Origin of the sequence: Actinomycetospora chiangmaiensis DSM 45062 (assembly GCF_000379625.1) — a bacterium.
Classification (GTDB): Bacteria; Actinomycetota; Actinomycetes; order Mycobacteriales; family Pseudonocardiaceae; genus Actinomycetospora; species Actinomycetospora chiangmaiensis.
Window position 1 is genome coordinate 194743 of sequence record NZ_KB903245.1, and the last position, 22924, is coordinate 217666.

General features: G+C 74.3%; 22 protein-coding genes. 14 read left to right on the forward strand and 8 right to left on the reverse strand.

Annotated elements, in window-relative coordinates; all coding sequences use genetic code 11:
• Positions 1–110 precede the first annotated feature (110 nt).
• Both A3CO_RS0124990 and A3CO_RS34250 read left to right on the forward strand, forming a co-directional pair.
• Positions 111–1463, forward strand: a complete 1353-nt coding sequence (locus A3CO_RS0124990; RefSeq protein WP_018334995.1) for a neutral zinc metallopeptidase — start codon at positions 111–113, stop codon at positions 1461–1463.
• Positions 1464–1470: 7 nt separating this feature from the next.
• On the forward strand, positions 1471–2157 hold the full coding sequence (locus tag A3CO_RS34250; protein WP_018334996.1) for a YoaK family protein: 687 nt from the start codon (positions 1471–1473) through the stop codon (positions 2155–2157).
• Here the strand turns inward: A3CO_RS34250 and A3CO_RS0125000 are convergent.
• Together A3CO_RS0125000 and A3CO_RS0125005 are read right to left on the reverse strand one after the other, a co-directional pair.
• Positions 2154–3098 carry a tetratricopeptide repeat protein gene (locus A3CO_RS0125000; RefSeq protein ID WP_018334997.1) on the reverse strand — a complete coding sequence of 315 codons (945 nt, stop codon included), beginning with the start codon at positions 3096–3098 and terminating at the stop codon, positions 2154–2156. The two genes, A3CO_RS34250 and A3CO_RS0125000, sit on opposite strands and share 4 nt — an antisense overlap.
• A gap of 58 nt (positions 3099–3156) precedes the next feature.
• Positions 3157–3462: an MTH1187 family thiamine-binding protein gene (locus A3CO_RS0125005; RefSeq protein ID WP_018334998.1), complete on the reverse strand. Its 306-nt coding sequence runs from the start codon at positions 3460–3462 to the stop codon at positions 3157–3159.
• Between the two features lie 29 nt (positions 3463–3491).
• On the opposite strand from A3CO_RS0125005, the gene A3CO_RS0125010 reads away from it, so the two are divergent.
• A complete protein-coding gene (locus A3CO_RS0125010; protein ID WP_018334999.1) occupies positions 3492–3995 on the forward strand; it encodes a MarR family winged helix-turn-helix transcriptional regulator in 504 nt (167 codons plus the stop codon).
• A gap of 133 nt (positions 3996–4128) precedes the next feature.
• Here the strand turns inward: A3CO_RS0125010 and A3CO_RS0125015 are convergent, their stop codons facing one another.
• The 3 genes from A3CO_RS0125015 to A3CO_RS0125025 are packed head-to-tail and all read right to left on the reverse strand — an operon-like array spanning position 4129 to position 9874.
• The gene (locus A3CO_RS0125015; RefSeq protein ID WP_018335000.1) at positions 4129–7476 is read right to left on the reverse strand and encodes a thiol reductant ABC exporter subunit CydD/CydC; all 3348 of its coding nucleotides are present in this window, start codon (positions 7474–7476) and stop codon (positions 4129–4131) included.
• On the reverse strand, positions 7473–8462 hold the full coding sequence (gene cydB / locus A3CO_RS0125020; RefSeq protein WP_018335001.1) for a cytochrome d ubiquinol oxidase subunit II: 990 nt from the start codon (positions 8460–8462) through the stop codon (positions 7473–7475). The genes A3CO_RS0125015 and cydB overlap by 4 nt, the downstream gene beginning before the upstream one ends.
• Positions 8462–9874, reverse strand: a complete 1413-nt coding sequence (locus tag A3CO_RS0125025) for a cytochrome ubiquinol oxidase subunit I (RefSeq protein ID WP_018335002.1) — start codon at positions 9872–9874, stop codon at positions 8462–8464. Before A3CO_RS0125025 ends, cydB begins: the two co-directional genes overlap by 1 nt.
• 101 nt (positions 9875–9975) lie before the next feature.
• Here A3CO_RS0125025 and A3CO_RS0125030 point away from each other — a divergent pair, with 101 nt between their 5' ends.
• A complete protein-coding gene (locus A3CO_RS0125030; RefSeq protein ID WP_018335003.1) occupies positions 9976–10362 on the forward strand; it encodes a BlaI/MecI/CopY family transcriptional regulator in 387 nt (128 codons plus the stop codon).
• A 32-nt stretch (positions 10363–10394) separates the two neighbouring features.
• On the forward strand, positions 10395–11318 hold the full coding sequence (locus A3CO_RS0125035; RefSeq protein ID WP_018335004.1) for a M56 family metallopeptidase: 924 nt from the start codon (positions 10395–10397) through the stop codon (positions 11316–11318).
• A gap of 234 nt (positions 11319–11552) precedes the next feature.
• Here the strand turns inward: A3CO_RS0125035 and meaB are convergent, their stop codons facing one another.
• The gene (meaB, locus tag A3CO_RS0125040) at positions 11553–12515 is read right to left on the reverse strand and encodes a methylmalonyl Co-A mutase-associated GTPase MeaB (protein ID WP_018335005.1); all 963 of its coding nucleotides are present in this window, start codon (positions 12513–12515) and stop codon (positions 11553–11555) included.
• A 110-nt stretch (positions 12516–12625) separates the two neighbouring features.
• Between meaB and mce the strand changes: the two genes are divergently transcribed.
• The 9 genes from mce to A3CO_RS0125085 all read left to right on the forward strand — a co-directional run bounded on the left by mce (position 12626) and on the right by A3CO_RS0125085 (position 22140).
• A complete protein-coding gene (mce, locus tag A3CO_RS0125045; protein ID WP_026204986.1) occupies positions 12626–13084 on the forward strand; it encodes a methylmalonyl-CoA epimerase in 459 nt (152 codons plus the stop codon).
• 127 nt (positions 13085–13211) lie between these two features.
• Positions 13212–14489, forward strand: coding sequence for a crotonyl-CoA carboxylase/reductase (gene ccrA / locus A3CO_RS0125050; RefSeq protein ID WP_084682193.1), 1278 nt, complete (start codon positions 13212–13214; stop codon positions 14487–14489).
• Between the two features lie 226 nt (positions 14490–14715).
• Positions 14716–15747: a DivIVA domain-containing protein gene (locus tag A3CO_RS34255; protein ID WP_018335008.1), complete on the forward strand. Its 1032-nt coding sequence runs from the start codon at positions 14716–14718 to the stop codon at positions 15745–15747.
• A 245-nt stretch (positions 15748–15992) separates the two neighbouring features.
• On the forward strand, positions 15993–17333 hold the full coding sequence (gene glnT / locus A3CO_RS0125060) for a type III glutamate--ammonia ligase (protein ID WP_018335009.1): 1341 nt from the start codon (positions 15993–15995) through the stop codon (positions 17331–17333).
• Between the two features lie 12 nt (positions 17334–17345).
• Entirely contained in the window at positions 17346–18215 is an 870-nt protein-coding gene (locus tag A3CO_RS0125065; RefSeq protein WP_018335010.1) for a class II glutamine amidotransferase domain-containing protein, read from the forward strand.
• Positions 18203–18880 (forward strand): hypothetical protein, encoded by a 678-nt coding sequence (locus tag A3CO_RS0125070; protein ID WP_018335011.1) that lies wholly within the window; start codon positions 18203–18205, stop codon positions 18878–18880. Before A3CO_RS0125065 ends, A3CO_RS0125070 begins: the two co-directional genes overlap by 13 nt.
• The gene (locus A3CO_RS34260) at positions 18880–20226 is read left to right on the forward strand and encodes an FMN-binding glutamate synthase family protein (protein WP_018335012.1); all 1347 of its coding nucleotides are present in this window, start codon (positions 18880–18882) and stop codon (positions 20224–20226) included. The genes A3CO_RS0125070 and A3CO_RS34260 overlap by 1 nt, the downstream gene beginning before the upstream one ends.
• Positions 20219–21403, forward strand: a complete 1185-nt coding sequence (locus tag A3CO_RS0125080; protein WP_018335013.1) for an NAD(P)/FAD-dependent oxidoreductase — start codon at positions 20219–20221, stop codon at positions 21401–21403. The genes A3CO_RS34260 and A3CO_RS0125080 overlap by 8 nt, the downstream gene beginning before the upstream one ends.
• A complete protein-coding gene (locus tag A3CO_RS0125085) occupies positions 21400–22140 on the forward strand; it encodes a helix-turn-helix domain-containing protein (protein ID WP_018335014.1) in 741 nt (246 codons plus the stop codon). Before A3CO_RS0125080 ends, A3CO_RS0125085 begins: the two co-directional genes overlap by 4 nt.
• Before the next feature lie 30 nt (positions 22141–22170).
• On the opposite strand, the gene A3CO_RS0125090 is transcribed toward A3CO_RS0125085, so the two are convergent.
• Together A3CO_RS0125090 and A3CO_RS0125095 are read right to left on the reverse strand one after the other, a co-directional pair.
• Complete coding sequence (locus tag A3CO_RS0125090; protein ID WP_018335015.1) at positions 22171–22632, reverse strand: DoxX family protein; 462 nt, start codon at positions 22630–22632, stop codon at positions 22171–22173.
• The gene (locus A3CO_RS0125095) at positions 22625–22885 is read right to left on the reverse strand and encodes a hypothetical protein (RefSeq protein ID WP_018335016.1); all 261 of its coding nucleotides are present in this window, start codon (positions 22883–22885) and stop codon (positions 22625–22627) included. The genes A3CO_RS0125090 and A3CO_RS0125095 overlap by 8 nt, the downstream gene beginning before the upstream one ends.
• Positions 22886–22924: the final 39 nt, after the last annotated feature.

Sequence of the window (22924 nt, forward strand, 5' to 3'; positions counted from 1 at the left end):
CAATGCGTCACTGCTTGCACTCGACGCCAGGAAACCCACACCGTCCGGGCCGAGCGCCGATCGCCCGGATCCGCCCCCACGGCCGACCCGGGTCGCGCACACTGATCGTCGTGCGGATCCGGGTCGTGCTCGCGGTGGCGGCGGTGCTCGCCGTGCTGCTCACCGCCGGGTGCGCCGCGGCGGTCGACGGGCGGGCGTTCGCCGGCCCGCAGGTCAGCGCCGGGCTCGACCCGCAGTTCGTCCGGGACAACGACGGCTCGGACGACGACCGCTTGGCCGCCGCCGTGCTCCGCGACCTCGAGGGCTGGTGGGGCCGGCAGTTCCCGCGCCTGGCGGACGGACGGCGCTTCGAGCCGCTACGGGGCTACTTCTCGGTCGACTCGTCGCGCCCCGGGCCGCCGCCGCCCTGCACGAGCTCGACGGACGAGGTCGAGGGCAACGCGTTCTACTGCCCGCGGGCCGACGTCATCGCCTACGACCGGGCGGCCCTCGTCCCGGTGCTGCGCGACGAGTTCGGGGACTCGGCGGTCGTCGTCGTGCTCGCCCACGAGTTCGGTCACGCGATCCAGCAGCGGCTCCAGGGCGTGGTGCCGAGCAGCGCGAGCCTCGGCTCCGGGGCGCCGACGATCCTGTCCGAGGGGCAGGCCGACTGCTACGCGGGCTCCTTCCTGCGCGCGGTGCACGACGGGCAGACACCCGACCTGCGCACCGGCGACGCCGGCATCGACGCCGCGATGAGCGCGCTGATCACCTTCCGCGACCCGGTGGGCACCGACGCCCGGGACGACCGGGCGCACGGCAACGCGTTCGACCGCGTCTCGTCGTTCCAGGACGGCTACGACGGCGGCGTCGGGACGTGCGCGCAGATCACGCTGCAGAACCGCACGTTCACCCAGCAGGCCTTCGCCACCCTCTCCGACGCCCAGAGCGGCGGGAACCTGCCGCTGCCCGAGCTGCTGAGCGCCATGGGCAGCGACCTCGACCGGTTCTTCGGCGGGCTGGTCCGGGCCAAGAACGGCTCGTGGACGGCCCCGACGATCCGCGCGGGCCGCGACGGGTGCGGACAGGGCGCGGTGGGGCTGTGCAGCGGCGGGATCCTGCAGACCGACGACGCCCTGCAGGGCGTCCACGACGGGCTCGGCGACTACGCGAGCGGCACCCTGCTCGCCTCCCGCTACGCGCTCGCCGCCCTGGCCGCGCTGGACCGCCCGACGACGGGTGCGGCCGCGGGCCGCGCCGCGCTCTGCCTCGCCGGGGCCTACACCGCTGACGTCGGCGCGCCCGGCTCCGGGTTCAGCCTCTCCCCCGGCGACCTCGACGAGGCCGTGAACCTGCTGCGCCGCAGTGGCGACGCCGCGACGGCCACCGACGGCGCGGTCGCCGACACCACGGCCTACGCGCGCATCGCCGACTTCCGGCTGGGGGTCGACGTCGGCGCGGACCGCTGCCTCGCCCTACGCTGAGCGGCCGATGGCCACGATCCGCCACCACCCCGAGGCGCTCGGGGTCGGCTTCCTGCTCAGCGCGGTCGGCGGCTACCTCGACGCCTACACCTACGTCGGCTACGGCGGGGTGTTCGCCAACGCCCAGACCGGCAACGTGGTGCTGCTGGCGATCGGGCTGATCCGCGGCGAGTTCGCCGAGGCGCTGCGCCACGTGCCCCCGCTGCTGTCGTTCCTGGTGGGGCTGGGTGTGGCGGAGTCGCTGGCCCGCCCGTGGGCGCGCCGGGCGCTGCGGCGGCCGGCCCGCGTGGTGCTCGGCGCCGAGGCGCTGGTGCTCGCCGTCGTCGCCGCGCTCGCGCTGCCCGGCACCGTCGTCACCGTGGCGGTCGCGTTCGTCGCGGCCCTGCAGGTGTCGACCTTCAAGAAGGTCGGCGACGTCCCCTACAACGCGACCGTGACCACCGGCAACCTCCGCAGCCTCGTCGCCGAGTTCGCGAGCTGGGTGGCCGACCGGGCACCGGAGGCCCGCCGCCGGTTCGGCGTGCTCGCGGGCATCGTGGGCTCGTTCGCCGGCGGCGCGGCGCTCGGCGCCGCCCTCACCCTGACGACGGATCGCCTCGCCGGGTTCGTCCCAGCGGTCGCGGCGCTGGTGGCGCTGACCGCGATCGCCGTGGAGACCCGTCGTCGGGAACGGGCGTCGGAGACCGACGGCTAATAGAGGGCGCGGGCGAGGGCGCGGCGGGCCGTGGTGACCCGCGGGTCGTCCGGTGCGAACAGCTCGAACAGCGAGACCAGGTGCTCGCGGGCGGCGTCGCGGTCCTCGCCGGCCGTGCGCTGGACGGTCTTCACGAGCCGGTCGAACGCCGCCTCGACCTGCCCCCCGGCGAGCTCGGCGTCGGCGGCGGCCTTCTGCGCGGCGACGTCGTCGGGGCTCGCGTCGGCCGCGGCGATCGCCGACGGGTCGGCGGACTCGGCGCGGGCCATGAAGCGCACCTGGGAGAGCGCGGCCTGGGCCTCGGCGTTGGCGGGCTCGGCGGCGAGGATCTGCTCGTAGGCGGCGATCGCGGCGTCGTAGTCGCCCTGCTCGAGGGCGTCCTCGGCGGCGGTGAAGCGCGGGTCCTCCGGTTCCGGCACCGGCTCGGCCGCGCCCTCTGCCGGACCGCGCGCCTCGGCCTCCGCGATCCCGGGCATGCGGTCGCGCAGCGCGTCGAGGATCTGGGCGATCCAGCCGCGCAGCTGCTCCTCGGGCTGCACCCCGGAGAACGAGGTGACCGGCTGCTGCGCGACCACGACGTAGACCGTCGGGATCGACTGCACCTGGAACATCTGGGCGATGCGCGGGTTCGCGTCGACGTCGACCTTGGCGAGGATCCACGACCCGTTGCCCTCGGCGGCGAGCTTCTCCAGCGTCGGCGAGAGCTGCTTGCAGGGCTGGCACCACTCGGCCCAGAGGTCCACGACGACGGGGACCGTCATCGAGCGTTCGAGGACCTCGGTCTGGAAGGTGTCCTCGGTGACGTCGATGACGAAAGAGCCGGCCGTCGGTGCCTGACCCGGAGCGCCGTCTGCCGGGGGCTGCGCGGCCGGACGGGCCGGCGGCGCCGAGCGCTGCTCCGCCCGGGCCTTCAGCCCGGAGAGGTCGACGGCCCCGGCCATGGCCGAGGACAGGGCTGCCGCCTGCGCGGCCTGACGGGGATCGGGGCGTGCCACGTCATCAATCCTGCCAGCTCGACAGATGCTCCTCGACCCGTGCCACCTTCGCGTCCATCTGACCGGTCCAGCCCGGCCGGATGTCGGCCTTCAGCACGAGCGAGACGCGGCTCCCGTAGTGGCCCGCCGCCTCCGTTGCCCGCTTGACCACGTCCATCACCTCGTCCCACTCGCCCTCGATCGAGGTGAACATCGACGAGGTCTCGTGCGGCAGGCCCGACTCGCGCACCACGCGGACGGCGGCCGCCACGGCCTCGCTCACCGAATCGGACTCCCCGCCACTCGGGGCGACACTGAACGCGACGATCATCCGTCCATCATCCTGCTAGATTCCCGCCGATGCCCGCGTCCGACCCGTTGCCGTTCGACCCCATCGAGCGGGCCGCCGGAATCTGGTCGACCCGGATCGGCGACGCCACCACGATGGCGGCCACCACGAGCGTCTTCCGCGTCCAGCAGATCCTCCAGCAGGCCGTCGACGCCGCGCTGCGCCCGCACGAGCTGACCTTCGCCCGCTACGAGGCGCTCGTCCTGCTCACGTTCTCCCGGCACGGCGCGCTGCCGATGAACCTCATGGGCCAGCGGCTGCAACTGCACCCCACGTCGATCACCAACATCGTCGACCGGCTCGAGGGCGCGGCCCTCGTCCGCCGCACCCCGCACCCCCACGACAAGCGCACGACCCTCGTCGAGCTCACGGACGCGGGCCGCTTGCGCTGCGAGGAGGCGACGGCGGCGGTGACGGGCGTCGACTTCGGCCTGGTCGGGCTCGAGGCCGACGAGGCGCAGACGCTGTTCCGGTTGCTCGCCCAGGTCCGGCACGCCGCGGGCGACTTCGCCTGATCGTCCCGCCGGCGGGTCGCCCGCGGTGCTGTCGTGGGCTGCCTCGTAGCCGCCCGGCGACCCTGTCGCGGGCTCCCTCCGCCACACCGCCCTCCTGTCGTTCGGATTCGCAACGACAGGCGGAGGACCGCGGTCAGTGCGCAGCGACGAGTGCTCGGGTCCGGAGCCGGCCCTCGGCCAGCTCGAGGACCGTGTCCATCCGGTCCAGTCCCTCCGGGCGGTGGGTGAGCAGCAGGACGGTGCGGTCGCCGTCGAGCAGGTCGGCCATGAGGGCCCGGGCGGTCCCGACGTCGAGCCCCTCGGTCGGCTCGTCGAGCACCCACACGCCCGCGCCCGCGAGCACCAGCCGGGCCGCGGCGAGCCGTCGTCGTTCCCCGCCCGAGATGCTGCCCGGCCCGATCACCGTGTCCAGCCCGTCCCCGAGCGAGGCCACCCAGCCGTCCAGGTGCACGCGACGCAGCGCGGCGTGGAGGCGGTCGTCGGCGGCGTCGGGCGCAGCGAGCAGCAGGTTGGCGCGCACCGACGCGGTGAAGACGTGGTCATGGTCGCCGAGCAGGCCGACCCGTCGCCGGACGTCGTCACCCGGCCGCTCCCGGACGTCGACGCCGTCGATCGTCACGGCTCCCGACGACGGGTCGAGGAACTTGAGCAGCACGGCCGCCAGCGTCGACTTCCCCGAGCCCGACGCACCCGTCACCGCCACCCGGGCGCCGCGCGGGAGGTCCAGGTCGACCCCACGGAGCGCCTCCTGGTCGCCCCACCCGGCCACGAGGTCGTGCACCGCGATCGACGACGGCGCCCGGAACGCACCGAGTGGGAGCAGCGCGTCACCGTTGCGGGACGTGAGTGGCGCCGTTCGCGCACCTGACGACAGCGATGAGCCATTCGTGTCGCCGGGCTCATCGGGCGTCGGTGGCGCCGTTCGCGCACCTGACGACAGCGATGAGCCATCCATGTCCGGCTCCGTCGCGGGCGGCGCCACGGCCGCGAGCCCCTCGAGCCGCGCGCGGGCCTGGGCACCGCGGACGACGGCGCGGGCGGCGGCGGGCAGTGCGAGCACGGTCCCGGCGAGCGCGATCGGCAGGAGGACGACGATCCCGACGAGCTCCGGCGACGCGTCGAGCGACACCGCGGTGAGCGCCGCCCCGACCGTCGTCACGCCGAGCGCGAGGTGGGCGAGCCCGTCGAGCAGACCCTCGTGCCGCGCGGCCCGGCGCCGCGCCCGGTCGAGCTCCGCGACCCGGGCACGCGGGACGGCGAGCACGTCGTCGCGGTCGCGGACGGCGAGCTCCTCCCGGGCGGCGAGGGTCTCGACGACGGCGGCCCGCAGGCGGTCGCCCGCCCGGTCGAGCGCCGGGCCGTCGCGGTGCGCCAGCACCCCGGCCAGCGGCGGCACCACCACGGTCGCGACGCCAAGGCCGAGCACCAGCGCCGGCAGGGTCGCGGGCACCGCGAGCCAGGCGACCAGCACGACGACCGGCAGCACGACGACGGCCACCAGCAGCGGCTGCCGGCCCCGCACGAGACCGTCGAGCCGCACGTCGACGTCACTCACCGCCCGCGCCAGCAGGTCGCCCCGCCGTCCCGCGACCGTCCCGGGCACGCGGTCGACCAGCACGGCGACGAGGGCCCGCCGCCAGCCGGCGACCCGGGCGAGGGCGTCGTCGTGGGTGACGAGTCGCTCCAGGTAGCGCAGGAGCGGACGCAGCACGGCGGTCGCCCGCACGATCACGACCGCGATCGACAGCGTCAGCACCGGCGGCCGCGCGTCGGCGCGCACGATGAGCCAGGTCGAGGCGGCGGTCAGCACGAGGCCGGCGAGCACCGAGCCGGCCCCCAGCGCGACCCCACCCGCCGTCGGGAACCGGTGGCGAGAACCGTCACCCGCAGCGTGAGGGGAACCCTCGAGCGCTCGTGTGGCTTCAGGGTTCCCCTCACGCCGGACGGGGCCCGCCGGGCGCGTCACCGTCACGACCCGGTCGGCCGCGGCGAGGGCGGCCGGACGGTGCGCGACGAGGAGCACCGCCGCCCCGCGCGACGCGGCGGCACGCAGCAGCTCGAGCACCCGGGCCTCGGTCGCGGCGTCGAGGTGGGCGGTGGGCTCGTCGAGCAGCACCGTCTGGCGGGGCTCGGCCGCGAGCGCGACGAGCACCCGGGCGAGGGCGAGCCGCTCGCGCTGCCCGGCCGACACCGAGCCGCCCTCCTCGGCGAGCGGCGCCCCGACGTCGAACGGCAGCCCGAGCGCGTCCAGCACCGAGCGGTCCGACGACCCCAGGGCCTCACCGACCGTCCGCGCGTGCGGCAGCGTCGGACGCTGCGGCAGGTACTGCACGGGCCCGCCGACCTCGACGGTGCCCTCGTCCGCCCGGATCGCACCGGCCAGCACGCGGAGCAGCGTCGTCTTCCCTGCGCCCGACTCCCCTGCCAGCGCGACGACCTCCCCAGGCGCCACCGTGAGCGTGTCCAGCGCCAGCGCGTCGGCCCGGCGGTGGGGGTAGCGGACGCGGACCGAGGTGGCGCGAGCGCCCAGGGAGTACGTCTCCGTGCCCGGGCACGGAGACGTACTCACGAGCCCGGCGGGCACCTGCGCGTCGTGGAACCGCGCCCCGACCTCCCGGATCGGGCGGTAGGCCTCGGGCGCCAGCAGGATCGCGACGAGCGCCGGGGCGAGCCCGAGCGAACCGTCGACCACCCGCAGCCCGGCCGACACCGCGACCAACCCCACCGACACCGTCGCCACGAGATCCAGCGCCGTCGACGACAGGAACGCCGCCCGCAGCACCGACGCGGTCGCCCGCCGGTGCGCCTCGCCGGTCCGCGCGACCTCGTCGACCTGTCGCCGCGCCCGGCCGAACAGACGCAGCGTCGCGAGCCCGGTGACGACGTCGAGCACGTGCCCGGCGAGCCGCTCCCCCGCGTCCCACTGCGCGGCCGCGCGCTTCTCGGTGGCCCACCCGACGAGCGCCGCGAACACCGGCAGCAGCGGCAGGGTCGCCAGCACGATCAGCGCCGAGGTGCGGTCGGCGAGGAACAGCCCGACGAGCACCAGCGGCGGGAGCACCGCGGCCAGGACGAGCGCGGGCAGGTAGGACGTGAACCAGGCGCGGAGGTCGTCGATGCCTCCGGCGGCCAGTTCCCGACGACGGCCCGCGCCCGGGTCGCGTCGCTCGGCGTCGGCGTCGGCGTCCCGGGCGTCGAGGAGCCGTTCGCGCTGCGGCTCCACCACCCTCGTCGCCGTGCCGGCCGCGACCCACGGCGAGACCGCGGCGACGCACGCCCGGACCACGACGGCACCGACCAGCCACGCGATCTCGGCCCTGGGGTGCGCCCCTCCCACCAGCGACGCCACGAGCAGCCCGGCCGCGACCAGCGCGACCGCGTCGGCCACGGCGCCGACCACCCCCAGCACGACCTGCCCCGCCACCCCGGGCAGGGCCGGGCGCGCCAGGCGCAGCAGCAGCGGGTCGACCGGGCCGCTCACGCCGCGATCCGCTCGCTCGCGACCCGCCGCCGGAACACCCAGTACGAGAACGCCTGGTAGGCCAGCACACCGGGCAGGATCAGCACCGCTCCGACCGTGATCACGGTCAGCGCGTACGGGGACGCGGCCGCGCCCGAGATGGTCAGCGACGACGCCGGGTCGAGCGTCGAGGGCAGCACCACCGGCACGTGCGCGGTGAACGCCGCGACGACCGCCCCCACCACGCCGAGGGTCGCGGCGGCGAACGCCGCCCCCTCGTACCGCCACCCGGCGGCGACGGCCGTGGCCACCGCGAGCAGGGCGATCACCCCGGCGAACAGCGCCGCGAACCCCCCGACGGCCACGCCCACCCCGGCCGCGCCGACGGCCGCGGCCACGGCGGCAGCCACCGCCACCCGCTGCGCCCGCACACGGACCGGCCCGGTGGTCCGCAGCCCGAGGAACGTCGTGCCCTGCACGAGGGCCGCGAGGACGCCGAGCACGGCTCCGGCGAGCGCCGGCCAGGACAGCAGCGGGGCGAGCGAGCGCTCCAGGCCGGTCCCGACGACGGCTCCGGCCGGGTCGAGCGCGAGGCCCGTCGTCGCGACCGCGACGACGGCACCGAACAGACCCGCCGTCAGGAAGGAGGAGACCGCGAGGGTGACCTCGCAGCGCCGCCGCCAGGCCGGGGTGTCGACCTTGCCGCGGAACTCGATCGCGACGCCTCGCGCGGCCAGCGCGAGGAGTACCAGCACCATCGGCAGGTAGAGCCCGGAGAGCAGCGCGGCGTACCAGGCGGGGAAGGCCGCGAAGGTCACGCCGATCGCCGCGACCAGCCACACCTCGTTGCCGTCCCAGACGGGCCCGACGGTGCGGATCGCCGCGCCGCGCTCGTGGTCGTCGCGCCCGAGGACCGGGGCGAGCATGCCGACGCCGAAGTCGAACCCCTCGAGGGCGAGGAACAGCACCCAGCAGAGGACCGCGAGGGCGAACCAGAGGACGTCCATCAGTAGCTCATCTCCAGCACGGGCTCGGGCTCCTGCTCCGTTCCCGACGTCGGGTGCAGCGGCGCCGGCTCCCGGCGCGAGACGTGCAGCACGAGGCGGACCCAGACGACGGCGAGGACGCCGTAGACCAGGGCGAACCCGGCGAGGGAGGCGGTCAGCTCGATCGGGGTGAGGGTGGGCGAGACGCCGTCGTGGGTGCGGAACAGGCCGAACACGAGCCAGGGTTGGCGGGCGGTCTCCGTGAACAGCCAGCCGAACGTCGCCGCGGCCGTCGGCAGGACCGGCAGCACCCAGAGGAAGCGCAGCAGCCAGCGGTCGGCGAACCAGGTGGGCGTGAACTCGCGGCCGCGGCGGGTGCGCCAGAGGACGTAGGCGGCGATGCCCGTGGCGAGGACCCCGAGCCCGATCATGAGACGGAAGGTCCAGTAGGCGACCGGGATCCACGGCGTGTAGTCCCCCGGGCCGAACTGCAGCTCGTACCGGCGCTGCAGGTCGTCGATCCCCTGCACGGTGGCGGTCGGGTCGCCGGTGGCCAGGAAGCTGAGCAGCCACGGCACGTCGAGCGACCACGGCTGCGCCATGCCGGGCAGCTGGATCGCGACGAGGCTGAACGGGGCGTGCCCGGTGGTCTCGTACAGCGCCTCGGCGGCGGCCATCTTCATGGGCTGGACCGCGGTCATCACCTTGCCCAGCGCGTCGCCGGTGAGGCTGACCGCGGTACCGCCGACGAGGGTGGTCCAGGCGCCGACGCGGGCGAGGACGCGCCACGTGGGCGCCTGCTCGGCGTCGTCCCGGCGCCGCCACATCCCGATGGCCATCAGCAGCGCGCCGCCGGACATGAACGCGCCCGCGATGGTGTGCGGGAACGAGGCGACGACGACGGGGTTGGTCAGCAGGGCGCCGAAGCTCCCGAGCACGGCACGCCCGGTCGCCGGGTCGGTCGCCGCGCCGACCGGGTGCTGCATGAAGGCGTTGGCCGCGAGGATCACGTAGGCCGAGACCAGGGTGCCGATCGCGACGACCCAGATCGTGGCGAGGTGCAGCCCGGGGCGCAGCCGGTCGCGACCGAACCACCAGAGGCCCAGGAACGTGGCCTCGAGGAAGAACGCGAGCATGCCCTCGATCGCGAGCGTGGGGCCGAAGACGTCGCCGTAGTACTGCGCGAACGCCGACCAGGAGAGCCCGAACTGGAACTCCTGGACGAGGCCGGTCACCACGCCCACGGCGAAGGTGGCCGTCAGCAGTTTCCCGGCGAGCAGGGTGGCCCGCGAGTACCGGTCGTCCCGAGTGCGCCACCACACGGTCTGCAGGCCCGCCGTCAGCGCCGAGAGCGAGATCGACAGCGGGACGAACAGATAGTGGTAGACGGTGACGACGGCGAATTGCAGGCGTGAGAGCTCCAGTGCGGTCACGACCCGACCTCCTGTCGACTACGACGCTTCGTAGTACCTACGACCGACGGTAGTACGACAGGTGTCGTTGACACCCTGTGTCGCTGGGTACACTCCTCCGCGTGGCCCTGGGAGAGCTCGAACGCGCGGTCATGGCGCAGCTGTGGACGGCGGAGGAGCCGCTCACGGTGCGCGACGTCCACGATCGACTGGAGCGCGAACTCGCCTACACCACGGTCATGACCGTCCTGGGCCGGCTGGCCAAGAAAGGGCTGGTCAGACAGGAACGGGACGGCAAGGCCTACCGCTACGCGGCCGCCTCGAGCCGCGAGCAGATGGCCGCGGAACTGATGCTCGACGCGCTCGGCGACGTCGGCGAGGACCGCACCGCGGCGCTGGTGGCCTTCGTCGACCGGGTCGGTCCGGCGGAGGCCGAGGCCTTGCGCCGCGCCCTCGACACGCCCGCGAACGGCACGCCGCGCCCGGCGGAGGGATCACCCGGGTCGTGAGAACCACCACTGACGCGCCACACTGACCCGTCATGGCGTCGGTGTGGCTGACGGGGCTCGCCCTCGTGCTCGCCGGGCCCGTGCCCGCCCTGTTGGCACGCGCCCGGTGGACCCGGTCCGTGCCGCGCGCCGCCATCGTGCTGTGGCAGTCGGTGGCGGTCGCGGCCGTGCTGGCGGCCGTCGGGAGCGCTCTCGCCGCCCCCGAGGCCCTGCTGCGCGTGTTCCTGCACCCCGAGGAGCGCACCGGGATCGCCCTGGCGGTCGCGGTGGGGGTGGCCGCCGTGCTCGCCGGCCTCATCGTGGCGCGGCTCGTCGTGGTCCTGGTGCTGCTCGCGGTGCGCACGCGGGTCCGGCGCGCCCGCCACCGCGACATGATCGACCTGCTCGCCCGCGCCGAGGAGGTCGACGCCGGTGGGGCGCTGCGGGCCGGCACCGTGCTGCGGGTGCTCGACGGCGCCGTCCCGTTCGCCTACTGCGTGCCGGGACGGGTGGGGCGCGAGGGCCGCGTGGTGGTGACCGGCGCGGCCCTGCAGACGCTCTGCCCGCGGGAGCTGCGCGCCGTCATCGCCCACGAGCAGGCCCACCTCGCCGCCCGCCACGACCTCGTCCGCGAGGGCTTCACCGCCCTGCACCGCGCATTCCCCGTGATCGTGCGCAGCCGCGAGGCCCGCGACGCCGTGGCGCTCCTGCTGGAGATGCTCGCCGACGACGCGGGGCGACGCCGGGTCGGCGACGACGCGATGGCGGGCGCGCTCGACGCCTTCGCCTCCAGCGGCCGGGCCGGGTACGGCCCCGACGTCGTTGAACGGCTCGAGCGCATCCGCGCCTGCGTACGGGGCGGGCGCGCGCTCGCCGTCGGCACCTACCTGGCCGCCGTGGCGCTCGTCGTCGTCCCGACGGTCACCATCGTCATCCCGTGGCTCACCGACGCGCTGCCCACCGTCGGCGTGCGCTGAGGCTCACGGCCCAGGCCGACCACCCGGCCACTCCCGCATCGCCCCGCGGCGCCCCCGGTGCGCGCCCCGCCCCCGCCGGTGACGACGGCGGCGCCACCGCCCCGCGTAGTCCGCGCCCTGCAGCAGCGCCATCACCGTGACCACCCACCAGCACAGCACGCGGCCACCCCCTCTCGCCTCACCGCGGGATCGAGCTCCCGCTCCGCTCCGTCTCCCGCGGCGCGGACCGTACACTCACCCCCCGTCACCCTCGGCCGCCGAACGCAGCCGGTCGGCCGCCGCGTAGGGGTCGAGCGCGCCGGACGCGACCTCGCCCGCAAGCGTGTCGAGGGCCGCCGAGCCCGCGACCGCGCGCAGCTGCGCCCGCAGGTCGGCCAGGGCGATGGCCTCGATCTCCGCCCGCGCCCGCCGTCGCCGGCCCTCGTCCCCGCGGCCGTGGCCGTCCATCCACGCGCGGTGCGCGTCGATCGCGGCCAGCAGGTCGTCGATCCCGCGGCCCGCGGCGGCCACGGTGCGGACGACGGGGGCACGCCACTGCGGACCGGTCCCCCGCCGGCCCATCGCCATCGCGTTCTCGATCTCGCGGACCGTGGTCTCCGCGCCCTCGCGGTCGGCCTTGTTGACGCAGAACACGTCGGCGATCTCGAGGATGCCGGCCTTCGTGGCCTGGATGCCGTCGCCCATCCCGGGCGCGAGCAGCACGACCGTCGTGTCGGCGAGCGCGACCACCTCGACCTCCGACTGCCCCACCCCCACCGTCTCCACCAGCACCACGTCGCAGCCGGCTGCGTCGAGCACCCGCAGCGCCTGCGGGGCCGCCGCCGAGAGCCCGCCGAGGTGCCCGCGGGTCGCCATCGAGCGGATGAACACGCCCGGGTCGGTGGCGTGCTCGCTCATCCGCACCCGGTCCCCGAGCAGGGCCCCGCCGGAGAACGGCGAGCTGGGGTCGACGGCGAGCACGCCCACCCGTCGTCCGGAACGGCGCAGTTCGGCGACGAGCGCGGAGGTGGTGGTCGACTTGCCGACCCCGGGCGAGCCGGTGAGCCCGACCACGAGCGCGTGGCCGGCGTGCGGGGCGAGCGCCGCAGCGAGCTCCCGGACCGCCGGCCCGCCGTCCTCCACCATCGACACGAGCTGCGCGACGGCACGCGGGGAGCCCTCGCGGGCACGGGCGACGAGGTCGGTCAGGACGGGCACGCGGGCGATCGTGGCAGGACCCGCCCGACACGTCAGGGTCACCCGTCCGAGGTCGGGGTGGTGGCCGTCACCTGCTTGGTGTCGCGATTCAGTCGCTTACTGTCCCGAGCATGACTGCACAGCTCGACGCAGCGGTCGGCATCGTGGCCGTGGACCACGTCGGGATCGCCGTACCGGACCTCGACGAGGCCATCGCCTGGTACGCCCGCACCCTCGGCCTCGAGGCCACGCACACCGAGACCAACGAGGAACAGGGCGTCCGCGAGGCGATGCTCCACGCGCCCGACGACCCCGCCGGCACCGCCATCCAGCTGCTCGCGCCGCTGAACGAGCGCTCGACGATCGCGAAGTTCATCGACCGCAACGGCCCCGGCCTGCAGCAGGTCGCCTACCGGGTGCGCGACGTGGAGGACACCGCGGCGAAGCTCCGGGAGAAGGGGGTCCGGCTGCTCTACGACCAGGCGCGCCGGGGCACCGCCGACTCCCGCGTGAACTTCGTGCACCCCAAGGACGCCGGTGGCGTCCTCGTGGAGCTGGTCCAGCCTGCGGCCGACTCCGCCGGACACTGACCCACATCACCCTTCTCGCCATAGCTACTCGTCGGTAGCCTCACCGCACCCGACCACCCCGGAGGCAAGACCAGTGCAGCAAATCCGCGACGCCATCCTCGCCGACGATCTGGCCGGCATCGGCTCCATGACCGTCCCCGAGTCCTACCGGGGCATCACGGTGCACGCCGACGAGGCCGACATGTTCGCCGGCATGACCTCGAAGGAGAAGGACCCGCGCAAGTCGCTGCACCTCGACGAGGTGCCGACGCCCGAGGTCGCTCCCGGCGAGGCGCTCGTGGCCGTCATGGCCAGCGCCATCAACTACAACACCGTGTGGACCTCGATCTTCGAGCCGGTGTCCACCTTCGGCTTCCTCAAGCGCTACGGCCGGATCTCCGACCTCGCGAAGCGCCACGACCTGCCCTACCACGTGGTGGGGTCCGACCTCGCCGGCGTCGTGCTCAAGGTCGGCGCGGGCGTGCAGATGTGGAAGCCGGGCGACAAGGTCGTCGCGCACTGCCTCTCGGTGGAGCTGGAGAGCCCCGACGGGCACGACGACACGATGATGGACCCCGAGCAGCGCATCTGGGGCTTCGAGACCAACTTCGGCGGCCTCGCCGACATGGCGCTGGTCAAGACCAACCAGCTCATGCCGAAGCCGGACCACCTGACGTGGGAGGAGGCCGCCTCCCCCGGGCTGGTCAACTCCACCGCCTACCGGCAGCTCGTCAGCCACAACGGCGCCAACATGACCCAGGGCGACGTCGTCCTCATCTGGGGCGCCTCGGGCGGGCTCGGCTCCTACGCCACCCAGTTCGCGCTCAACGGCGGCGCCACCCCGGTCTGCGTCGTCTCCTCGCCGGAGAAGGCCGAGCTGTGCCGCCGGATGGGCGCCGAGCTGATCATCGACCGCTCCGCCGAGGGCTACAAGTTCTGGTCCGACCCCGAGACCCAGGACCCCCGCGAGTGGAAGCGCTTCGGCTCGAAGATCCGCGAGCTGACCGGCGGGGACGACCCCGACATCGTCTTCGAGCACCCGGGTCGCGAGACCTTCGGCGCCTCGGTCTACGTCGCCAAGCGCGGCGGCACGATCGTCACCTGCGCCTCGACGTCGGGCTTCATGCACCAGTACGACAACCGCTACCTGTGGATGAACCTCAAGCGGATCATCGGGTCGCACTTCGCGAACTACAAGGAGGCCTACCTGGCGAACCGCCTGGTGGCCCAGGGCAAGATCCACCCGACGGTCTCGAAGAGCTACGCGCTCGAGGAGACCGGCGAGGCGGCCAACGACGTGCACCACAACTCCCACCAGGGCAAGGTCGGCGTGCTCTGCCTCGCCCCCGAGGAGGGGCTCGGTGTCACGAACCCGGAGCTGCGCGAGCGGCACCTGGAGGGCATCAACCGCTTCCGCGGCCAGTAGTCCCCTGTCCCACCGGACGGCACTTCCGCAGCATCGTCGTGCGCGGGAGTGCCGTTCGTGCGTTTCCGGGGCCTTTTCCGACAGGATCCAGGGCAGCACGCCGATAGGTGGTCGGCGCGGGTGACGGGACTCACCCGACCGTGTGACCGGTACCGATCCGGGCCGGAGCGGCGTGTCCGTCACCCGACCGTGGCCGTGTCGCGCACAGCCCTAGTAACCTGGGCCGATGCCGTCGGGAGACCGTGATCTGCTGCCCCTGGGCACCGGCTTCGACGTCGTGCGTCGGGGCTACGACCGCGGCCAGGTGGAGGAACACCTGGACCGCGTCGAGGCCGACCTGCGCATCCTCACCGCAGACCGCGACGCCGCGGTGGCCCAGGCCTCCGAGCTCGCACGCGCGCTGGATCGCACCCGTGCACACGTCGAGGAGCTCCGCGCCCAGATCGACCGGTTGGCCGCGCCGCCGGACTCGATGGAGGGCCTCTCCGAGCGCCTGCAGCGGATGCTGCGGCTCGCGCAGGACGAGGCGCGCGAGATGCGCTCGTCGGCCGAACAGGCCGCGCGGCGCACCCGTGAGGACGCCGACGAGCGGGCCCGTCGGACGATCACCGAGGCCGAGGAGCAGGCCACCCGCACGATCACCGACGCCGACGAGTACGCGCGGAACACGGCCGACGAGGCCCGCCGCCAGGCGCAGGAGATGCACGAGGCCGCCGAGGCGGCCGCGGCCGAGACCCGCTCCCGCTACGACGCCGGCCTCGCCGACAACGAGCGGCGGCGCACCGAGATGGAGGACGAGCACCGCGGCCTCATGGACTCCGCCCGCGCCGACGCCGCCCGCATCCGCACCGAGGCGGAGAACGAGCGTCGCCGCCTCGACGAGGAGTCCCGGGCCCGCCGCGCGCAGGTCGAGGAGGACTTCGAGATCGCGATGGCCTCACGGCGCACCGAGTCGATGCGCGTGCTCGCCCGTTCGGAGGCCGACGCCCGCTCGCGCGCCGAGAAGCAGCTGCGCGACGCCTCGGAGGAGGCCCGACGCCGGCTGCGCGAGGCCGACGGCGAGGTCGCGGAGGTCCGTCGCCTGCGCGCCCGTGTGACCAACCAGCTCGCCACCCTGCGCGAGTCCCTCGCCGACCTGCCGAGCCTCGACGCCTTCCCCGACGAGACGCCGGACGACGCGACCGCCCCGGTCCCGACCCCCACCGTCGCCGCGGACAACCACACGCCCCGCCGGGACTACGAGACCACGTCGACGTAGGGGCACCTCCGGTGCAAGCAATGCGTCACTGCTTGCACTGAACGCCAGAAAAGCCACATCGTCGGGTCGGTTGACCGGCGCCACCACGAGGTGCACACCAGGCATGCCCCCGGGCGCCCGATCCTGCCTGGCGTCACCCTCGCGCGCCCACGGCCCGAGGGCTTTACACCACGGCAACCCCGATGGTCTCCTCATGAGAGACGCTGTTTCTCAGCGAGAGATCATCGATCCGCCGAGGAGCCCTCATGACGGTCACCGACCCCCGGACCGACGGGTCGCCGACGACCCTCACCGCCCCCGCCTCCCTCGCGGAGCGCTCCCGGGCGGACGGCGTCCGGTTCCTCCTCGCCCTGTTCGTCGACCTCACCGGCAAGCCCTGCGCGAAGCTCGTGCCGGTCGAGAGCGCCGACGAGCTGGAGCACGAGGGCGTCGGGTTCGCCGGGTACGCGGTCGGCGCGATCGGCCAGCAGCCGTGCGACCCCGACCTCATCGCGATCCCCGACGTCACCAGCTACACCCCGCTGCCGTGGGTCCGGGAGGACCTCGCGCTCGTGCACTGCGACCCGCACGTCGAGGGCCGGCCCTGGCCCTACGCCCCCCGCGTCCTGCTCAAGGCGATGCTCACCCGAGCCGCCGGGCTCGAGCTGATGGCGGGCGCCGAGGTCGAGTACTTCCTCGTCGCGAAGGACGAGCACGGCACGCTGCGCCCCGCCGACACCCTCGACGACGGCATCCGCCCCTGCTACGACGCCCGCGGCCTGACGCGGATGTACGACCACCTCACCGCCGTCTCCACCGCGATGAACGCCCTCGGCTGGGGCAACTACGCGAACGACCACGAGGACGCGAACGGCCAGTTCGAGCAGAACTTCGCCTACGCCGACGCGCTGACCACCGCCGATCGCGTCATCACGGCCCGCTACCTGATCTCCATGCTCGCCGAGCAGCGCGGCATGACGGCGACGTTCATGCCGAAGCCGTTCGCCGACCGCACCGGCTCCGGGATGCACCTGCACCTCAGCCTCTGGTCCGACGGGTCCTCCCGCTTCCCCGACGACACCGACGGGCGCGGCCACGGCCTCTCCGAGCTCGCCTACCGCTTCCTCGCCGGCCTGCTCGAGCACGCGCCCGGGATGCAGGCGGTCCTCGCGCCGACGGTGAACTCCTACAAGCGCACCGGCGCCACCTCCACCCGCTCCGGCGCCACCTGGTCCCCCCGGCGCGCCACCTGGGGCGGGAACGACCGGACCCACCTCGTCCGCGTCCCCGACGGCCACCGCGTGGAACTGCGCGGCGGCGACGGCGCGGCCAACCCCTACCTCGCGCTCGCCGTCGCCCTGGCCGCGGGCCTCGACGGCATCGACCGGAGCCTCGAGCCCGACAGCACGGAGGACCGGCCCGAGCTGCCCCCGACACTGCTGCACGCGGTGGAGGCCCTCCGGGCCGATCCCGTCGTCGGGAAGGCCCTGGACGCGGCCGGGCCGGGGGTGGCGGCGTACTTCGCCGACCTCAAGCGCGAGGAGTTCCTCGACTGGCACGGCACGGTCGGCTCCTGGGAGCACGACCGCTACCTCACGGCGTTCTAGGAGGACACGCGGATGTGCGGGATCGTCGGGCTCCACCTGCGCGACCCAGAGCTGCACCCGCAGCTCGGGCGCCTGCTGGAGTCGATGCTGTGCGGGGTCGTCGAGCGCGGCCCCGACTCCGCGGGCGTCGCCGTCTACGGCGACCGACGGCGGGTCCCCGAGGGACACGCGGCCGTCTCGGTGCTGCTCCCACCCGGCGCCGACACCAACGGCCTCGACGCAGAAGTGAGCGTCGCGGGCGACACCACGATCGTCGCCGCCCCCGTCGTCCCCGAGGACCTCGTCGCCCGCGTGAAGGGCCTCTTCCCGACGGCGAGGGTGGTCGGGTCGGGCCACGACCTCACCGTCTACAAGGGCGTCGGCCACCCCCGCGAGCTCGCCACGACCTACGGCCTCGCCGACGCCGTCGGCTGGCAGGGCCTGGCCCACACGCGGATGGCGACGGAGTCGGCGGTGACGCCCGAGGGCTGCCACCCGTTCTCGGTCGGCCCCGACCAGTGCCTCGTGCACAACGGCTCGTTCTCCAACCACGCCTCGATCCGCCGCGAGCTGGTGCGCCAGGGCGTGGAGTTCGACTCGGAGAACGACTCCGAGGTCGGCGCCCGGTTCGTCGCCTCGCGGCTGGCCCAGGGCGAGGACCTCGAGAAGGCCCTGCTCGCCCTGCGCGAGACCTTCGACGGCTTCTACACGCTGCTCGTGACCAGCGCGGACGGGTTCGCCGTCGTCCGCGACCCGATCGCCTGCAAGCCCGCGGTGATCGCCGAGACCGACGCCTGGGTGGCGATGGCGTCGGAGTTCCGCGCCCTCGCGGCCCTGCCCGACATCGACCACGCCCGTCTGTACGAGCCCGAGCCCGGGAGGGTCTACGCATGGAGACGGTGAGCTTCGACCTGGCCACGACGCCGGTCCGGGCGCTCAACGCCGAGCTGCACGACCCCGCCGTCAAGAGCTACGAGGTCCTCCACCCCGACGGCGCGCACGCGGTGGCCGCCGGGATCGACACCGGCATCGCCGTCGAGATCCGCGGGCACGTCGGCTACTACTGCGCGGGCATGAACGACGGCGGGTCGGTCACCGTCCACGGCAACGCCGCCACCGGCCTGGCGGAGAACATGATGTCCGGGACCGTCCGGATCACCGGGGACGCCTCGCAGTCCGCGGGGGCGACCGCGCACGGCGGGCTGCTCGTGATCGAGGGTTCCGCGTCCATGCGCTGCGGGATCTCGATGAAGGGCGTGGACATCGTCGTCGGCGGGTCCGTCGGCCCGATGAGCGCGTTCATGGCCCAGGCGGGCCGGATGGTCGTGTGCGGCGACGCGGGCGACGGGCTCGGCGACTCCATCTACGAGGCCCGGCTCTACGTCCGCGGCCGCGTCGGCGAGCTGGGCGCGGACTGCGTCGAGAAGGAGCTGCGCGACGAGCACCGGGCCGAGCTGGCCGAGCTCCTCGCGGCAGCGGGCCTCGACCACGACCCGGCCGAGTTCCGCCGCTACGGCTCCGCCCGGCGGCTCTACCACTTCCAGTCCGAGCAGGCGGAGGCGTACTGATGCCCAGGGAATCGGCCACCTTCGGCCGCGACGTCATCGCCGAGATCCAGCGCGCCGCCGAGACCGGGGTGTACGACATCCGCGGCTGGGGCGCCAAGCGCGCCGTCCCGCACTTCGACGACCTGCTCTTCCTCGGCGCCTCGATGTCGCGCTACCCGTTGGAGGGCTACCGCGAGCGCTGCGACACCGACGTCGTCCTCGGCGGCCGCAACGCCCGCTACCCGCTGCACCTGCAGACCCCGGTGACCATCGCCGGGATGAGCTTCGGCGCCCTGTCCGCGCAGGCCAAGGAGGCGCTCGGGCGCGGCGCCTCGGAGGTGGGGACGTCCACGACGACGGGCGACGGCGGCATGACCCCCGAGGAGCGCGGCGAGTCCAAGCACCTCGTCTACCAGTACCTGCCGTCGCGCTACGGCATGAACCCCACCGATCTGCGCAAGGCCGACGCCATCGAGGTCGTCCTCGGGCAGGGCGCGAAGCCGGGCGGCGGCGGGATGCTGCTGGGCCAGAAGATCTCCGACCGGGTCGCGGGGATGCGCACGCTGCCCGCCGGGATCGACCAGCGCAGCGCCTGCCGGCACCCCGACTGGACGGGACCGGACGACCTCGCCATCAAGATCCTCGAACTGCGCGAGATCACGGACTGGGAGAAGCCGGTCTACGTCAAGGTCGGCGCCACCCGCACCTACTACGACGTCAAGCTCGCGGTCGCGGCCGGCGCGGACGTCGTCGTGGTGGACGGGATGCAGGGCGGCACCGCCGCGACACAGGACGTGTTCATCGAGCACGTCGGCATCCCCACCCTCGCCGCGATTCCCCAGGCCGCGCTGGCGCTGCAGGAGCTCGGGCTGCACCGCCACGGCGTGCAGCTGATCGTCTCCGGCGGCATCCGCTCGGGCGCCGACGTCGCGAAGGCGATGGCCCTCGGCGCGGACGCGGTGGCGATCGGCACCGCCGCCCTCATCGCGCTGGGCGACAACTCCCCGCGCTACGCCGCGGAGTACGAGGCGCTGGGCTCCGCCGCCGGCTCCTACGACGACTTCCAGGACGGTCGCGACCCGGCCGGCATCACCACGCAGGACCCGGAGCTCGCGGCCCGGCTCGACCCGGTCGAGGGCGGGCGCCGCCTGGCCAACTACCTGCGTGTCCTCACGATGGAGGCGCAGACCATCGCCCGCGCCTGCGGCAAGGCGCACCTGCGGCACCTGGAGCCCGATGACCTCGTCGCCCTCACCGTGGAAGCGGCCGCGATGGCGCGGGTACCGCTGGCCGGGACGAACTGGATCCCGGGGACGGGAGACGCAGCGCAGCGGAGCTCGACCCGGGGAGGAGCGGAGCATGCCTGAGGTCATCGTCGTCGGGGGCGGCCTGGAGGGCTGCGCCACCGCGTACGCGCTCACCCGGCGCGGCATCACCGACGTCACGGTCGTCGAGCGCGCGACCGTCGGGTCCGGGGGCACCGGGAAGTCGTCCGGCGTCGTCCGGTGCCACTACGGCGTCTCCTCCCTCGCCGCGATGGCGACCCGGTCGCTCGACACCTTCGAGCACGCCGAGGACGTCCTCGGGGTCGACGTCGGGTTCTTCGGCATCGGCTACGTGGTCGGGGTCGGTCCGGAGAACGTGGCCGCGCTGCACGCCTCGATGGCCGACCAGCGGGCGGTCGGGGTGCGCACCGAGGACATCGACCACACCGAGGTCGCGAAGCTCTGGCCGGTCGCCGACCTGGAGCCGTTCGGCGCGTTCGCGTGGGAGGAGCGCGGCGGCTACGGCGACGCCTACCGCACCGCCCAGGGCTTCGCGGGCGCTGCGCGCCGGGCCGGGGCGCACCTGCGCCAGGGCACCCTGGTGACCGGGCTGGTCGTCGGGAATGGGCGGGTGACCGGCGTGCGGTGCTCGGACGGCGAGGTGCTCGAGGCCGACGCGGTCGTCCTCGCGGCCGGCCCGTGGTCGGTGCCGCTGCTCGCCGAGCAGGGGGTGGAGCTGCCGCTGACGGTGCACCGGGAGTCGCTCGTGCTCGTCGACCCCGGACAGGACCTCGGCGAGGTGCCCGTGTTCTCCGACCTCGTGTCGCTGCAGTACGTGCGGTACGAGCGGGTCTCCGCGGAACTGCTCGTCGGCAACTCCGACCTCGGGACGCTCGAGCCCGCCGACCCCGACCGGTACTCCAACCAGGCGACGCCGGAGGCCCTCGACCGCGCCGTCGAGAAGGTCGGGACCCGGTTCCCCGGGCTCGTCGACGCCTCGATCGCCTCCTCCTACGCCGGCTGCTACGACGTGACGCCCGACTTCAACCCGGTCATCTCCCGCGTCGACGGCCTGGACGGGCTCGTCGTCGCCGCCGGGTTCTCCGGGCACGGGTTCAAGATCTCGCCGGAGGTCGGGCGGCTGGTGGCCGACCTCGTCGTCGACGGTGAGAGCTCCGTTCCGGAGACGCCCGCGTCGGACTTCCGGCTGTCCCGCTTCGCCGACGGCGACCTGCTCACGAGCCCTCACCCCTACGTCGGCGCGGGGCAGATGCGGTGACGCCGGAGCAGGGAGACGCAGCGCAGCGGAGCTCGACCATCGAGGCGGGAGACGCAGCGCAGCGGAGCTCGACCATCGAGGCGGGAGACGCAGCGCAGCGGAGCTCGACCATCGGGACGGGCCCGGCCGCTCGCGAGGTCGACGTTCCCGACGACGGGGAGGGTCGGCTCGAGCGCGCCATCGGCGCCCAGGTGCGGCGCATCCGGGCCGACGCCGGGTGGACGCTCGCCGAGATGGCGGCGCGGACCGGGCTGTCGAAGGCGATGCTGTCCAAGATCGAGAACGCGCAGATCTCGTGCTCGTTGACGACGCTGGCCCGGCTCGCCTCGGCCCTCGACGTGCCGGTCACCGCGCTGTTCCGGGACGCGGACGGGCCGCGGGAGGCCGTGTTCACCCCGGCGGGCGGCGGCGCGCGCATCGTCGCCCGCGGCACCCGGGTGGGTCACGACTACACGCTGCTCGGCGCCCTGCGCGGCCCCCACAAGCGCATGGAGGCCCACCTCGTCACGCTCACCGAGCGCAGCGAGGAGTTCCCGCTGTTCCAGCACCCCGGCACGGAGCTGCTGTTCGTGCTGGAGGGCGCGATGGTCTACGGCCACGGCGACGCCTCGTACACGATGCGCCCGGGCGACGCGCTGCAGCTCGACGGCGAGGGTGCGCACGGGCCGCGCGAGCTGGTGGAGCTGCCGATCCGGTTCCTGTCGGTGGTCGCCTATGGGGACGCCGCCACCGGCTGAGCCCGGACCATGATCACGTCGAGGGGACGGTCAGTGCTGTTCCCGTGCTCCGGAACCAGCACTGGGGGTCCACTCGACGTGATCATGCGGCCGGGGCCGGACCCGCGGCCACACCCCGGTCGCCCACAGCGCCCAGAGGATCAGCAGCGGCTGGAAGAACAGCCGCGTGAGCCGGGCCCCGTCGTCGTCGAGCCCGAACGCGGGCACGCCGTCGAGGTACTGCCACAGGTTGCCGGGGAAGACCGCGACGAAGAAGAGCGCGACGACGACCCCGACCACCCGTCGTCGGGAACGGAGCACCAGCAGGGACAGGCCGAGCGCGATCTCGACGACGCCGGAGACCAGCACGACGAGGTTCGCGTCGGCCGGGAACCACGACGGCACCTGCCCGCGGAACTCGAGCCGCAGCGGGCCGAGGTGGGTGACGCCGGCCGCCGTCAGGAAGAGGCCCAGCAGCAGGCGACCGACGAGGCGCAGGCGGGGCTCAGCCACGGGCCCAGCACGCCGAGTGCCAGTGCCGGCGTTCGTCGCCGCCCCCGATCTCGTCGACCGGCCAGGTCACGACGTGGGCCGTGCCCGGGAAGATCTCCTGGTTGCAGCCCGGGCAGCGGTACACCTTCGTCGCCCCGGACCCCGCGACGCGCCGGACCGCCCACCGGCGTCCCCCGCGCTCGACGTTGGAGAGGGCGCCGCCGAACAGCGGACGGGGTTCCCCGCTCGCTGCCCGTCGGTTGCGTCTGGCCATGTGGCTTCGCCTCGTGAGCACTACAGGGGGCTATAGCCC